Source organism: Nonomuraea sp. NPDC048882 (assembly GCF_040649755.1).
GTDB classification, from domain to species: Bacteria; Actinomycetota; Actinomycetes; order Streptosporangiales; family Streptosporangiaceae; genus Nonomuraea; species Nonomuraea maheshkhaliensis.
Map to the genome: position 1 here is coordinate 154,700 of NZ_JBEZGB010000006.1, position 13,039 is coordinate 167,738.

The window sequence follows — 13,039 nt, forward strand, 5'->3', positions numbered from 1 at the left end:
GGTGAGGTGCGCAGGAAGTACGGTTTCGATCCTTATCTCGCCCTGATCGTGGCGGTCGCCCAGATGGTGATCGGCAGGGGCGCCAGCTGGGGGCAGCGCACGTTCCGTGAGCCGCTCGAAGGCCCGTACCCGCACCTCCTGCTGCTGGTCGGCCCGATCGCGCTGCTCGTGCACCGCCGCTTCCCGCTGCTCACCACCGCCGCCGCGCTCGCCGCGTGCGACCTGTTCCTGATCGGCGGGTACGCCTACGGCCCCAGCTTCATCAGCCCTGCGGTCCTGCTGTTCCTGCTGGTCACGCGGGGCAAGCGGTGGATGGCCTGGTTCATGGCGCTGATGACGTTGCTGTCGTTCCTGTCCTACGCCTGGCTGGTGGGCCGCCCCGACCTCTTCCACAGCGTGTGGGTCCTGACCGCGATCATGCTGCTGATGGTGGTGGGCGAGCTGGTCAGGATCGTCCGCGAGCGGCGCATGGAGCAGGAGCGGATCGCCGAGGAGGAGGCCAGGCGGCAGGCCAGCGAGGAACGCCTGACCATGGCCCAAGAGCTGCACGACGTACTCGCGCACAACATCTCGCTCATCCACGTGCAGGCCTCCACCGCGCTCCACCTCATCGACGCCAACCCCGAGCAGGCCAGGACCGCGCTGGCCACGATCAAGACGGCCTCCAAGGAGGTGCTCGGCGAGATGCGCTCGGTGCTGAACGTGCTGCGCGAAGGCGCCCCGCGCTCCCCGACCGCCGGCCTCGACCGGCTCGACGAGCTGATCGAGCGTTCCGGGCTCCGGGTGTCGCTCAAACGTGTGGGCTCCCGGCCGCTGCCGCCGCAGGTGGAACGGGCGGCGTACCGGATCGTGCAGGAGTCGCTCACCAACGCCGCTCGCTACGCGCCCGGCTCCGAGGTCGGCGTGCGCCTGGAGTACGGCGAGCGCGAGCTGGTCGTCCAGGTCTCCGACACGGGCGCCACCACCCCCGCCGTCCTGGCCGAGGCCGGCAGCGGCAACGGCATCCCCGGCATGCGCGAGCGGGCCTCCGCGCTTGGCGGCACGCTGGTCGCCGGGCCTTCCGGCGGCGGCTTCCAGGTCGAGGCCCGGCTGCCACTACCCGACGAGGAGACCTCATGATCAACGTTCTGCTGGCGGACGACCAGGCGCTGGTCCGGGCCGGGTTCAAGGCGCTGCTCGACGCCCAGCCGGACATGACCGTGGTGGCCGAGGCCTCCGACGGCGCGGAGGCCGTCCGGCTGGCGGGCGAGCACCATCCTGACGTCGTGCTCATGGACATCCGCATGCCGGGCACCGACGGCCTGACCGCCACCCGGCAGATGCCGCCGGGGCCGCACATCATCATTTTGACCACGTTCGAGCTGGACGAGTACGTCTTCGAGGCGCTGCGCGGCGGCGCCAGCGGTTTCCTGGTCAAGGACACCGAGCCGGCGGAGCTGATCCAGGCGGTGCGGGTGGTGGCGGCCGGCGAGGCGCTGCTGTCGCCCAGCGTGACCCGCCGGCTGATCGCCGAGTACGCCTCCCGCGCCAAGGAGCCGGTCGCCGCCGACGGCCTCGACCAGCTCACCGAACGCGAGCGCGAGGTGCTGGCCCTGGTCGGCACCGGGATGACGAACGACGAGATCGCGGCCAAGCTGTTCATGTCGCCGGCCACGGCGAAGACGCACGTGAGCCGGGCCATGATGAAACTGCACGCCCGCGACCGGGCCCAGCTCGTCGTCATCGCCTACGAGTCGGGCCTGGTCAAACCCGGCTGGCTGTGACCGCCGGGAATCGTGGGGTGGCGGGCCACCACCTGGCGGCCGAGCAGGGCCGGACGGCCGGGCAGGGCCGGACGGCCGGGCGGGGGCTGTCGGCCGGACGGGGCCGCTATGGGAGCGTGGCGAGGCCGAACCAGTCGCGGGCGGCCTCCTCGATGCCGTCCGCCCCCGCCCAGGCCACGTAGCCGTCGGGGCGGATCAGCAGCGTGTCGGCGGGCGGGTCGTCGCAGCGGGCCCTGACCACGTCGATCCAGTCATCGCCCAGCAGCGCCTCCGAGCCGGCGCCGCCGCCCAGGTCGAGCAGCACGGGACGGGCGGCGTGCATCAGCTCGGCCACCCGGGCGCCTCCCTCCAGCGCCAGATCGGGCACGAACCGCCCGACGACCTCCCCGCCGTCCTTCGACCCGCCGCGCCCGCCGTCGTTCGACGCGCCTGGCGATCCGTACCGGACGCCCGAGTCGTGCAGCAGCGTGGCGAGGTGGCGGGCGGGCTCGGCGAAAGCGAACACCTCGCCGAGCAGCTCGCGCAGCGCCTCGCCGTCCTCGCCCTCGACCCGGTCGATCGCGGACTGTGCCCGGCTGTGCATGAGCGTGCGCTCGCCGAGCGCCCTGCGCTCCACCTCGTACGTGTCCAGCAACGACTCCCGCACCCGCCCGCGCAGCACGGCGGCCAGCTTCCAGCCGAGGTTGACCGCGTCCGTCATGCCGACGTTGAGCGCCGAACCGCCCGCCGGGAACAGGTGGGCGGCGTCCCCCGCCAGGAACACCCGCCCGGCCCGGTACCGCTCGGCCAGCCGCCCCTGCGCGACCGTGCTCGACATCCAGATGGGCTCGCCCAGCGGCACGTCCACGCCCAGCACGTCGCGGACGGCCGCGCGAAAGTCCGCCAGGCTGACCTCCTCATCGGTGTGCCCGCCAGGCGCCCGTACGCCGGCGATGAGCACGCCGTCCTGCAGCGAGGTAAGCAGCACGCGCCCGTTCGGCCGGCGGTTCCAGCCCGGTTCGAGCCCTTCGCCCTCCAGCGACTCGAAGACCTTGATGTCGGCCTTGAAGTGGCCGAACAGCAGCCCTTCCGCCTCGGTGGTGCCGGGGAAGCCGATCCCGGCCCGCTCGCGGACGACGCTGCGCGCCCCGTCGCAGCCGACCACGTACCGGGCCCTGATCGGCCCGTCCCCGGCGCCGAGCGTCACCCCCTCCTCGTCCTGGGCGAGGTCGCGTACCTCGCAGCCTCTCCTGATCTCGACGCCGAGCTCCCGCGCCCGGTCGGCCAGCAGCCGCTCCAGCCGGGGCTGCTGGATCAGCAGCAGCCGCAGCGGGATGTCGTCGATCCCGTCGAACCGCAGCGGCACCGCCCCGAACGGGAATCCGGGGGCCCGGCCCGAGAACGGGCTGCCCGCGCTGAAGCGATCGAGCAGCCCTCTGTGGTCGAGTAACTCGACGATCTGCCCGCCGAGCCCGTTGGCCTTGGGCAGCTCGCTCGCCTCGGCCCTCTTCTCCAGCACGATCGGGCGGGCTCCGGCCAGGCTCAGCTCGCACGCGAGCATCAGCCCGACGGGTCCCGCCCCCACGATCAGCACATCTTCCATGCCTGTCAGGCTAGATTGACACATCCAGGCTGTCAAGCTAGCCTGACAAGCGTGGACGTAACAGAGCTGTCCGAGCGGATCAGGGCCAACGACCCGGCGATGGGCCTGCGGGCGGTCGGCGCGCTGCACCGGCTGGCCGAGCAGGTCGAGGCCGTCTCCGTGGCCGTGGCCAGGGAGCAGGGCTGGACCTGGGAGCAGATCGGCGACGCGCTCGGCATGTCACGGCAGTCGGTGCACGCCAAATACGGCAAGTGAGGGGATGACGATGTTCGGCAAAGAGAAAAGCCCCGTGTCGGTGATCATCAAGGGCGCGCTGAAGGAGGCCGAGCAGCGCGGCGACCGCCGGATGGGCACCGAGCACCTGCTGCTCGGCCTGCTCCATCACGAGGAGTCCGCCCGCGCGCTGGGCGTCGACCTGGCCGCCGGCCGCGCGGCGCTCGTCGAGCTCGACCGGGCCTCGCTGCGCATGCTCGGCCTGGAGGTGGGCGATCTGCCCGAGCGGCCGCGCAAACATCCGCGCGTCCCCGGCACCGCGCTCACGTCGAGCGCCCGCGCCGTGCTCAACGAGGCCATCAGGGCCACCACGATGAAGACGAGAGACGCGCAGGCGCCGCGCCACCTGGTGCTCGGGCTGCTGGAGCAGAAGCGGCCCGACCCGGCCGCGCAGCTCATCGACCAGCTCGGGATCGACCGGGCGGCCGTACGCAGCCGTATCGCTTGACGAAATTTGGTTGATCGGCGGGCCCGGCCGTTGAGAGGGTCGAGGGATGCGGCGCACGTACGAGGACCTCGTCCAGGAGGCCGACAGCGTATCCGTGGACGGCTGGGACTTCTCCTGGCTCGACGGGCGGGCCAGCGAGGAGCGTCCCTCCTGGGGCTACGCCCGGCTGATCGGCGAGCGCATGGCGGGGGCCAGGGCCGCGCTCGACGTCCAGACCGGCGGCGGCGAGATCCTGGCCGGGCTGCCCTCCCTGCCGCCGGTGACCGTGGCCACCGAGGGCTGGCCGCCCAACCTCAAGCTGGCCGCCTCCCGGCTGCGCCCGCGCGGCGCCTGGGTGGTCGCGAGCGACGAGGACGCCCGCCTGCCGTTCGCCGCCGGCACCTTCGACCTGGTGACCAGCCGTCATCCGGTGAAGACCTGGTGGGAGGAGATCGCCCGCGTGCTGGAGCCCGGCGGCACCTACCTGTCCCAGCAGGTCGGGCCGCGCAGCGTGGCCGAGCTGTACGAATACTTCCTCGGGCCCCAGGGCGCGGGCCAGCGGCAGCCCGACGACGCCGTGATCGAGGCCGAGTCCGCCGGCCTTGAGGTCGTCGACCTGCGCTACGAGCGGCTGCGGATGGAGTTCCGCGACATCGGGGCGGTGATCTACTTCCTGCGGAAGGTGATCTGGACCGTGCCCGGGTTCTCGGTCGAGCGCTACGCCGATCGGCTGCGCGAGCTGCACGAGCTGATCGAGGCGGAAGGGCCGTTCGTGGCCCACTCCGCCCGGTTCCTCATCGAGGCGAGGAGGCCCGATGGCCAGGCTGCATGACGTGGTGGTCGACTGCCGGCATCCCGCCTCGCTGGCCCGGTTCTGGGCCGAGGCGCTCGACGGCTACGCGGTGGCGCCGTACGACGAGGCGGAGCTGGAGCGGCTGCGCAGTGAGGGCATCGACGACCCTGAGGACGACCCGACCGTGCTGGTCGAGGGCGGGTCGCCGCGGCTGTGGTTCCAGCGGGTGCCCGAACGCAAGATCGTCAAGAACCGGCTCCACCTCGACCTGCGCGCCGACGACGTGGACGCGGAGCTCGACCGGCTGATCGGGCTCGGGGCCGTGCTGCTGGAGACCCACGACGACTGGGTCGTCCTGGCCGACCCCGAGGGCAACGAGTTCTGCGTGGCCTGATCTGCGGGGCCTGAGTTGTCCCGCTCCTCCGGCATGAGGCCACCCCCGTCCTGAGGACGAGGAGCCACGCCGCCCCGCTACCGCCGCCGTCGTACGCGCGGCTCCGCCGAACACTCCCATGGGCGCAGCCGCGACAGCGCCCGTGGTGCGATTCGCTGCGCCTCCTTCCGGCGGACCCTTGAGGTACACGTCAAGGAGGAGGAGACATGAACACGATCGCCCTGCTGGTTCCGCACTGGGGTCCCGGCGTCGGCTTCTCGCCGATCTTCCCGGCAGTCTGGGGCCTGTTCTGGATCGCCGTCATCGCGCTGGCCGTCACGGGGTGGCGCAAGGGCTGGTGGGGGCCGCGCCGCGGACCCGCCGTACACACCCCGGGCGGGCCGACCGGCGCTCCCACCGCGTCGGCCGAGCAGATCCTGGCCGAACGGTACGCCCGTGGCGAGATGAGCGACGACGAGTACTTCGAGAAGATGTCCGTGCTGAGGGGCGGCGCCGCCTGACGCTGAGGGCGCGGTGCCGCGAAACGCTGAGGACGGCGCCGCCTGACGCTGATGGCGGTGCGGCATAAACGTCACCTTGAGTGCGACAACTGTCACTGGTCGTACTTATGAGGCCGCGTTACGTTCCGGGTGAGGGCTTCAAGGAAGAAGTGGGGACGACAGATGCGGTCCATCACCAAGTTCTGCGGCCAATGCAGCTGCGGTTGCCCGGAGCTGTTCGTCGACGCCACGGCGCCCGGCGAGCGCCAGGTGATCATCGTGGACGACTTCGGTCAGCGCGTTGAAATGAGCCACGACCAGTTCGGCTCCATCGTGGAGGCCGCCAAGAGCGGGGCTCTGGACAGCCTGGCGCTCGTCCACTGAGCGGCCAGGCCGTCACACTGCTGGCGGGCGGGGTCGTCGCCGGCCTCGTCGCCGGCGCGGCCACGTGCACCGCCACGCAGGGCGGGCTCCTCATGGGGCTGGCCGACGGCCGTCATGGGCGGGACCGGGCGCTGGTGGGCTGGTTCCTGGCGGGGCGGCTGGTCTCGTACACGCTGGCGGGGGCGCTGCTCGGGCTGCTCGGCTCGGCCGTCAGCCTGCCGCCCCAGGCCCGGGCGGCGCTGCTCGTCGCGGCGGGCGTCACGGTCGCCGGCTTCGCCGTCAGGCTGCTGCGGCGCGGCCACGGCGCCTGCGCCGCACCGGAACCGGCGGCTCCGTCCCGCCGCTACAAGGCGCCCCTGCTGGGTGCGGCCACCGTCCTGGTGCCCTGCGGGGTGACGCTCAGCGTGGAGATGCTGGCCGTCTCCAGCGGCTCACCGCTGGCCGGGGCGGCGGCCATGGCGGGGTTCGTGGCCGGCACCGCGCCGGCGTTCGCGCTGCTCGGCTACGTGTTGCGGCGCGTCTCGCGGACCCGGCTGGCGCGGCTGGCCGGGGTCGTGGCACTCGCCGCCGGCCTCTGGACGGCCGGAAGCGGGATCAGCCTGGGCGGCTGGGCGGCCACCGCCGCCGTCCCCACTCCCTCCATCACCACGGGGGGACCGGGCGCCGTGCGGTCGGTGACCGTGTGGGCCACGCGGGAGGGCTACCGTCCGGCCATGGTGGAGGCGCGGGCGGGCGAGCCCGTCGACGTGGTCTTCAAGCTGCTCGACCGCGGCTGCACCGGCACCGTCGTGATCGGCGGGCGCGACGTCGCCGTCCCCGCCACCGTACGACTGCCGCCCCAGCCACCCGGCCTGCTGCGGTACGTATGCGGAATGGGGATGTACACGGGCTTCATCAACTTCTCCTAGCGCCTTCGGCGATTACGGTTCGCGATCGGGCGATCACGTGCCACGCTGTCGCCATGTCCTGGCAAGGAGAGGCGGCGGTGCCGGCCGTACCGGCGCCGCGCGCGGGAGACGAACCCGAGCTGCTGGCCGCGGCGCAGGCCGGCGACGCGCAGGCGGCGCACCGGCTCGGCCGGCTCTACGCCCAGCACGGCGACCGCGTGGCCGCCCGGCTGTGGTGGGAGCGGGCCGCCGCGGGCGGCAGCGTCGACAGCGCCTACAACCTGGGCATCTGGCACGAGATGCACGGCAGCCTGGAGGACGCCGTCACCTGGTACGAGGCCGCGGCCAGCACCGGCGACGCCGAGGCCGCGACGAACCTGGCCACGCTCCTGCTGGAGCAGCGCGGCGACGCCGGTGCGGCCAGGGTCTGGTACGAGAGCGCGGCCGAGGCCGGCTCAAGGACGGCCGCCCGCAGGCTGGCGCTGATGTGCGAGGAGACGGGCGAGCTGGGCCTGGCCCGCGAGTGGCACCGCAGGGCGGCCATCGACGGCGACGCGGCCTCCGCCCACGACCTGGGCTTCCTGGCCTACTGCGCGGGCGAGGAGGCCGAGACCGTGCACTGGTGGGAGTGCGCGGCCAGGGGCGGGCACGCCGAGTCGGCCTACTGCCTGGGCCTCTACCTGCACGCCTGCCGCGACCCCGAGGGGGCCGAGGCGTACTACCGGCTGGCGGCCAGGAGCGAGCATCCGGGCGCGGCCTCGCGGCTCGGCGGGATCGCGCTGACGCGGGGCGACCTGCGTACCGCGCGGGGCTGGTTCGAGCAGGCGGCCGGAGCGGGGCGGGCGGAGGACCAGCGGATGGCCGGGTTCGTCTGCGTGGAGCTGGGCGACACGGCGGCGGCCAGCCACTGGTTCGGCCGCGCGGCGGCCGGCGGGGACGCCGAGGCGGCCTTCAACTACGGCCTGCTGCTCATCGCCGAGTTCGGCGACCTGGCGGGCGGCCGGCACTGGTTCCGGCAGGCGGCCCGGGCGGGGCACCACGGGGCCGCGGTCGAGCTGGGCGGGCTGCTGACGGTGGCCGGTGAGCACGGCGAGGCGCAGGAGTGGCTGTCGGACCCGCCGCCGCCCTCCTGGGACCGTCCGGCCGAACCGGAGCTGACCGCCAGGGCGGAGCTGGCCGCGGCCGCCACCGCCCGAGGGGGCGGCGTCCCGCTGGTCGCGGCGGAGCTCGCCGAGGTACTCAGCACCTGGGACATCGTGACCAGGCCGCTGCACGACCTGTCCGACGTGCTGGCGTGGCTGGCCGAGCGGAGCGGGGTGCACGAGAGCGCGGTCGAGCACCTGGCGTCCGTACGCGGCACGCTGGTGCGACCGGGCAGCGCGCCGTGGCCGAGCCCCGGCGAGCTGCAACACGTCCTGACCACCGCCCGCGACCTGCGCCGCCGGCTGGGCCTGCACTAGACGCCTGGACCGGCACTGAACGGCAGGTGACGGCCGGGCCTGCACCGGAGACGGGCAGGCCCAGGCGTCACACGAACTCGGCGACCGGCGTGTACGGCAGCCCGAGCGCCTGCGCGACCGGCTCGTTGGTGAGCTTCCCGTCGTGCGTGTTGAGCCCGCCCGCGAGCCCCGCGTCCGCCTTCAGCGCGGCACGCCAGCCCAGGTCGGCCAGCTTGACCGCGTACGGCAGGGTGGCGTTGGTCAGCGCGTACGTGGAGGTGTTGGCCACCGAGCCCGGCATGTTGGCCACGCAGTAGAAGACCGACTCGTGCACCTTGTACGTCGGGTCGGCGTGCGTGGTCGGGCGCGAGTCCTCGAAGCAGCCGCCCTGGTCGATGGCGATGTCCACGAGCACGGAGCCCGGCTTCATCCGCGCGACCAGGTCGTTGGAGACCAGCGTCGGGGCCTTCGCGCCGGGGATGAGCACCGCGCCGATGACCAGGTCGGCTTGGAGGACCTCCTGCTCGATCGCGTACGAGGTGGAGACCAGCGTCTTGAGCCGCCCCTGGTAGACGGCGTCGATGAAGCGCAGGCGGTCGATGTTGGTGTCGAGGACGGTCACCTCGGCGCCCATGCCGACGGCGATCTGCGCGGCGTTCAGCCCGGAGACGCCGCCGCCGATCACGACCACCTTCGCCGGCGCCACGCCGGGAACGCCGCCGGGCAGGATGCCCCTGCCGCCGTTGAAGCGCATCAGGTTGTACGCGCCCACCTGCGGCGCCAGCCGGCCGGCGACCTCCGACATCGGGGCCAGCAGCGGCAGCGAGTGGCCGACCTGCACGGTCTCGTACGCGATGGCGGTGGTCTTGGCCTCCAGCAGCGCGTCCGTGCAGGGACGAGAGGCGGCCAGGTGCAGGTACGTGAACAGCACCAGCCCCTCGCGCAGCCGGTGGTACTCCTCGGCGATGGGCTCCTTCACCTTGAGCACCATGTCGGCCTGCGCCCACACGGCGTCGGCACTGTCGAGGATCTTGGCGCCGGCGGCCAGGTATTCCTCGTCCGTGATCTGCGAGCCCAGGCCCGCGCCCCGCTGAACGGTGACGTCGTGCCCGTTGCGCACCAGCTCGTGCACGCCCGCCGGGGTGGCGGCGACACGATACTCGTGGTTCTTGACCTCGGCTGGAACGCCGATCTTCATTGCGGTGGATCCTTTCGGGAACCGGCACTCCCTCGTGCCGGGCTGAGGGCCGGATTGAGGGCCGGATTGAGGGCCGAAATACGGGGTGTCACAGTCGCGCCCACGCTTCCGAGAGCACGCCGCGCAGTATCGAGCCGATCTCGTCGAACTCCTTCTGGCCCGCGATCAGCGGCGGGGCGAGCTGGATGACGGGGTCGCCGCGGTCGTCGGCGCGGCAGTACAGGCCCGCGTCGAACAGCGCCTTGGACAGGAACCCGCGCAGCAGCCGCTCGGACTCGGCGGCGTCGAAGGTCTCCTTCGTGGCCTTGTCCTTGACCAGCTCGATGCCCCAGAAGTAGCCGGCGCCGCGCACGTCGCCGACGATCGGCAGGTCGCGCAGGTCGTCGAGGGTCTGGCGGAAGACCGGCTCGTTCTTGGTCACGTGGCCGAGCAGGTCTTCGCGCTCGAAGATGTCGAGGTTGGCCAGCGCCACGGCCGAGGAGACGGGGTGGCCGCCGAAGGTGTAGCCGTGGGCGAACATGGTGTCGCCGTCCTTGAACGGCTCGAACAGCCGCTCGTGCGCGATCATGGCGCCGATGGGCGAGTAGCCGCTGGTCAGGCCCTTGGCGCAGGTGATGATGTCGGGGACGTAGTCGAACTTCTGGCCGCCGAACATGGTGCCCAGCCGGCCGAAGGCGCAGATGACCTCGTCGGAGACGAGCAGGACGTCGTACTCGTCGCAGATCTCGCGCAGGCGCTGGAAGTAGCCGTCAGGGGGCGGGAAGCAGCCGCCGGCGTTCTGCACGGGCTCGGCGAAGACGGCGGCCACCGTGTCGGGGCCCTCCATCTCGATCGCGCGGGCCACGCGGTCGGCGGCCCAGATGCCGTACTCCTCGGGCGTCATGCCCTTGACGCCGGTGATCTCGTCGGCGCGGTAGTGGTTGGTGTTGGGGACCCGGACGGATCCGGGCACCAGCGGCTCGAACATCTGCTTGAACGCCGGGATGCCGGTGATCGACAGCGCGCCCTGCGGGGTGCCGTGGTAGGCGATCTGGCGGCTGATGACCTTGTGCTTGAGCGGCTTGCCGACGAGCTTGTAGTACTGCTTGGCCAGCTTCCAGGCGGTCTCGACCGCCTCGCCGCCGCCGGTGGTGAAGAAGACGCGGTTCAGCTCGCCCGGGGTGTAGGAGGCCAGGCGCTGCGCCAGCTCGGCCGCCTTGGGGTGGGCGTAAGACCACAGCGGGAAGAACGCCAGCTCCTGGGCCTGCTTGGCGGCGGCCTCGGCCAGCTCCTGGCGGCCGTGGCCCACCTGGACCACGAAGAGCCCCGCCAGACCGTCGAGGTAGCGCTTGCCGTGGATGTCGTAGACGTAGGATCCCTCGCCCCGCACGATCGTCGGGATCTCGGCGGTGTCGTAGGCGCTGTGCCTGGTGAAGTGCAACCACAGGTTGTCCTGCGCGGCCTTGAGGACGTCGTGTTCCGGCAGCGTCATGGTTATCTTCCCTCGTGTCTGAACTTCCCACAGTCTGCCTGCTCACGTGCACCTTGCCAAGCGAATCGGTCGCAGCACTATGCAAGAAAATCGAGATCCGCAGAACCCCTTTGTAACGGCAACGAAATCCGCAGGTACATTGGCCCGCATGGTCACACGCGTCCCGGCCCTGTCTCCGCAGCGCAGGACCCGTTGTGATCCAATGAGACAAACTGCTGTTAACTCGTGTGAACAGCCATGCACTGTTGAGAACGACCCCCGGGGGACCCTCCGTGACTCCTGACCAGATCGAGAGCGCCGTCTCCGCCGCGATGCCACAGGCCATCGACGAGCTGAGACGGTTCGCCGCCATACCGTCCGTGGCCTTTCCCGGTCATCCGGAGGAGCCCGTCTTCGCCGCCGCCGCCATGACGGAGGAGCTGTTGCGCTCCACCGGGCTGCCGCGCGTGCAGCAGGTGCCCGTCGACGGCAGCTTTCCCGCCGTCTTCGGCGAGGCTCCGGCGCCTCCCGGCATGCCCACCGTCCTGCTCTACGCGCACTACGACGTGCAGCCGGCGGGGGACCCGGCCGCATGGCGTACGCCGCCATTCGAGCCGACGCTGATCGACGGCCGCCTGTACGGGCGGGGCTGCGCCGACGACAAGTCGGGCGTGATCTCCCACGTCACGGCGCTGCGTGCCTTCCAGGGGCGCTTCCCCGTGGGCATCAAGGTCATCATCGAGGGCCAGGAGGAATACGCCGGCGACCGGCTGGAGGCGTTCGTCGAGCGCAACCCCGACCTGCTGCGGGCCGACGCCATCGTGGTGGCCGACACCGGCAACCCGCGCGTGGGCGACCCGGCGGTCACGACGTCGCTGCGCGGCATGGCCGCGTTCACCGTCGAGGTCCGCACGCTGCGGGAGGCCGTCCACAGCGGCTCCTTCGGCGGCGCGGCGCCCGACGCGCTGGCGGCGCTGATGCGCATGCTCACCTCGCTGCACGACGACAACGGCGACATCCGGGTGCCCGGCCTGCCGCGCGGCTCCTTCCTCGGCCAGGGGCCGTCGGAGGAGGAGTTCAGGAAGACGGCCGGGGTCGTGGACGGGGTGTCGCTGGTGGGCTCCGGCTCGCTGGCCGACCGGCTCTGGTCGTCGTACGCGATCACCGTCACGGGCCTCGACGTGCCGTCGGTGTCGGGGGCGATCAACGCCGTCCAGCCCGCCGCCAGGGCACGGGTGACCGTGCGCGTGCCTCCGGCCGGCGACCCGAAGACCACGGTGAACGCGGTCGTGGAGTTCCTGCGGCAGGTGGCGCCCTGGGGCGTGCAGGTGTCGTTCGGCGACTTCACGGTCGGCTCGGGCTTCCAGGCCGACTCGGGCGGCACGGCCCGCGCGGCGCTCAACCGGGCCATGGAGCGCGCCTTCGGCCGTCCGCCGCGTGACGTGGGCGCGGGCGGGTCGATTCCGCTGGTCAGCACGCTGCTCAAGCAGTTCCCCGCGGCGGAGATCCTGCTGTTCGGCGCGGAGGACGAGGAGGCGGCCATCCACGCGCCCAACGAGCGGGTCGATCTGGAGGAGTTGCGCAGGGTGGCCACCACCGAGGCGCTCTTCCTGAACGAGCTGAGCCTGCCCTCGGCCCTGGGGGTGTAGCTCCGGCGACTCGGGCTTGGTGTTCGTGCGGCGTGCGTGCGGCGCTTCAGCAGGCGTGCGGGGCGGGGAGGCGGCCGGCGAAGAAGGCCGCCGGGGTGACGCCCATCAGGCGGCGGAACTCGGCCGCCATGTGCGACTGGTCGTAGTAGCCGCTCGCCACTGCCACCTGGGCCCACCCCTGTCTCCTCCACGGCGGACCGGCGCTCGATCCGCCCGGCCAGCGCCGCTCCGAGCCGGGCGAGAACGCGCCGGGGATCGCCGCCGGCCTCCACCAGCACACCTGTCAGCGCGCCCGTCGGGCCGTCCCACAGCTCCTCCAAA

At 72.3% G+C, this 13,039-nt stretch carries 14 protein-coding genes; 11 read left to right on the top strand and 3 right to left on the bottom strand.

What is annotated here, in order from left to right:
* Positions 1 to 6 precede the first annotated feature (6 nt).
* Both AB0C27_RS22600 and AB0C27_RS22605 read left to right on the top strand, forming a co-directional pair.
* On the top strand, positions 7 to 1,119 hold the full coding sequence (locus AB0C27_RS22600; protein WP_357846925.1) for a sensor histidine kinase: 1,113 nt from the start codon (positions 7 to 9) through the stop codon (positions 1,117 to 1,119).
* Entirely contained in the window at positions 1,116 to 1,763 is a 648-nt protein-coding gene (locus AB0C27_RS22605; RefSeq protein ID WP_357846927.1) for a response regulator transcription factor, read from the top strand. The genes AB0C27_RS22600 and AB0C27_RS22605 overlap by 4 nt, the downstream gene beginning before the upstream one ends.
* A 106-nt stretch (positions 1,764 to 1,869) precedes the next feature.
* On the opposite strand, the gene AB0C27_RS22610 is transcribed toward AB0C27_RS22605, so the two are convergent.
* The gene (locus AB0C27_RS22610; protein ID WP_357846929.1) at positions 1,870 to 3,345 is read right to left on the bottom strand and encodes an FAD-dependent monooxygenase; all 1,476 of its coding nucleotides are present in this window, start codon (positions 3,343 to 3,345) and stop codon (positions 1,870 to 1,872) included.
* A gap of 51 nt (positions 3,346 to 3,396) precedes the next feature.
* Here AB0C27_RS22610 and AB0C27_RS22615 point away from each other — a divergent pair, with 51 nt between their 5' ends.
* The 8 genes from AB0C27_RS22615 (at position 3,397) to AB0C27_RS22650 (ending at position 8,442) form a co-directional block, all read left to right on the top strand.
* On the top strand, positions 3,397 to 3,600 hold the full coding sequence (locus AB0C27_RS22615; RefSeq protein WP_181307187.1) for a hypothetical protein: 204 nt from the start codon (positions 3,397 to 3,399) through the stop codon (positions 3,598 to 3,600).
* 10 nt (positions 3,601 to 3,610) lie between these two features.
* Entirely contained in the window at positions 3,611 to 4,066 is a 456-nt protein-coding gene (locus AB0C27_RS22620; protein ID WP_357846931.1) for a Clp protease N-terminal domain-containing protein, read from the top strand.
* Between the two features lie 46 nt (positions 4,067 to 4,112).
* Positions 4,113 to 4,877, top strand: a complete 765-nt coding sequence (locus AB0C27_RS22625) for a class I SAM-dependent methyltransferase (RefSeq protein ID WP_357846933.1) — start codon at positions 4,113 to 4,115, stop codon at positions 4,875 to 4,877.
* A complete protein-coding gene (locus tag AB0C27_RS22630) occupies positions 4,861 to 5,232 on the top strand; it encodes a VOC family protein (protein WP_357846935.1) in 372 nt (123 codons plus the stop codon). The genes AB0C27_RS22625 and AB0C27_RS22630 overlap by 17 nt, the downstream gene beginning before the upstream one ends.
* Before the next feature lie 206 nt (positions 5,233 to 5,438).
* A complete protein-coding gene (locus AB0C27_RS22635; protein ID WP_357846937.1) occupies positions 5,439 to 5,732 on the top strand; it encodes an SHOCT domain-containing protein in 294 nt (97 codons plus the stop codon).
* 162 nt (positions 5,733 to 5,894) lie between these two features.
* On the top strand, positions 5,895 to 6,095 hold the full coding sequence (locus tag AB0C27_RS22640; protein WP_346110475.1) for a hypothetical protein: 201 nt from the start codon (positions 5,895 to 5,897) through the stop codon (positions 6,093 to 6,095).
* Between the two features lie 20 nt (positions 6,096 to 6,115).
* The gene (locus AB0C27_RS22645; RefSeq protein WP_357847869.1) at positions 6,116 to 7,003 is read left to right on the top strand and encodes a sulfite exporter TauE/SafE family protein; all 888 of its coding nucleotides are present in this window, start codon (positions 6,116 to 6,118) and stop codon (positions 7,001 to 7,003) included.
* Between the two features lie 53 nt (positions 7,004 to 7,056).
* Positions 7,057 to 8,442, top strand: coding sequence for a tetratricopeptide repeat protein (locus AB0C27_RS22650; RefSeq protein WP_357846939.1), 1,386 nt, complete (start codon positions 7,057 to 7,059; stop codon positions 8,440 to 8,442).
* A gap of 67 nt (positions 8,443 to 8,509) precedes the next feature.
* Here the strand turns inward: AB0C27_RS22650 and ald are convergent, their stop codons facing one another.
* Entirely contained in the window at positions 8,510 to 9,619 is a 1,110-nt protein-coding gene (ald, locus tag AB0C27_RS22655; RefSeq protein ID WP_357846941.1) for an alanine dehydrogenase, read from the bottom strand.
* 88 nt (positions 9,620 to 9,707) lie between these two features.
* Positions 9,708 to 11,090: an aspartate aminotransferase family protein gene (locus tag AB0C27_RS22660; protein ID WP_346110478.1), complete on the bottom strand. Its 1,383-nt coding sequence runs from the start codon at positions 11,088 to 11,090 to the stop codon at positions 9,708 to 9,710.
* 272 nt (positions 11,091 to 11,362) lie between these two features.
* Here AB0C27_RS22660 and AB0C27_RS22665 point away from each other — a divergent pair, with 272 nt between their 5' ends.
* Positions 11,363 to 12,718 carry a dipeptidase gene (locus AB0C27_RS22665; protein WP_357846943.1) on the top strand — a complete coding sequence of 452 codons (1,356 nt, stop codon included), beginning with the start codon at positions 11,363 to 11,365 and terminating at the stop codon, positions 12,716 to 12,718.
* Positions 12,719 to 13,039: the final 321 nt, after the last annotated feature.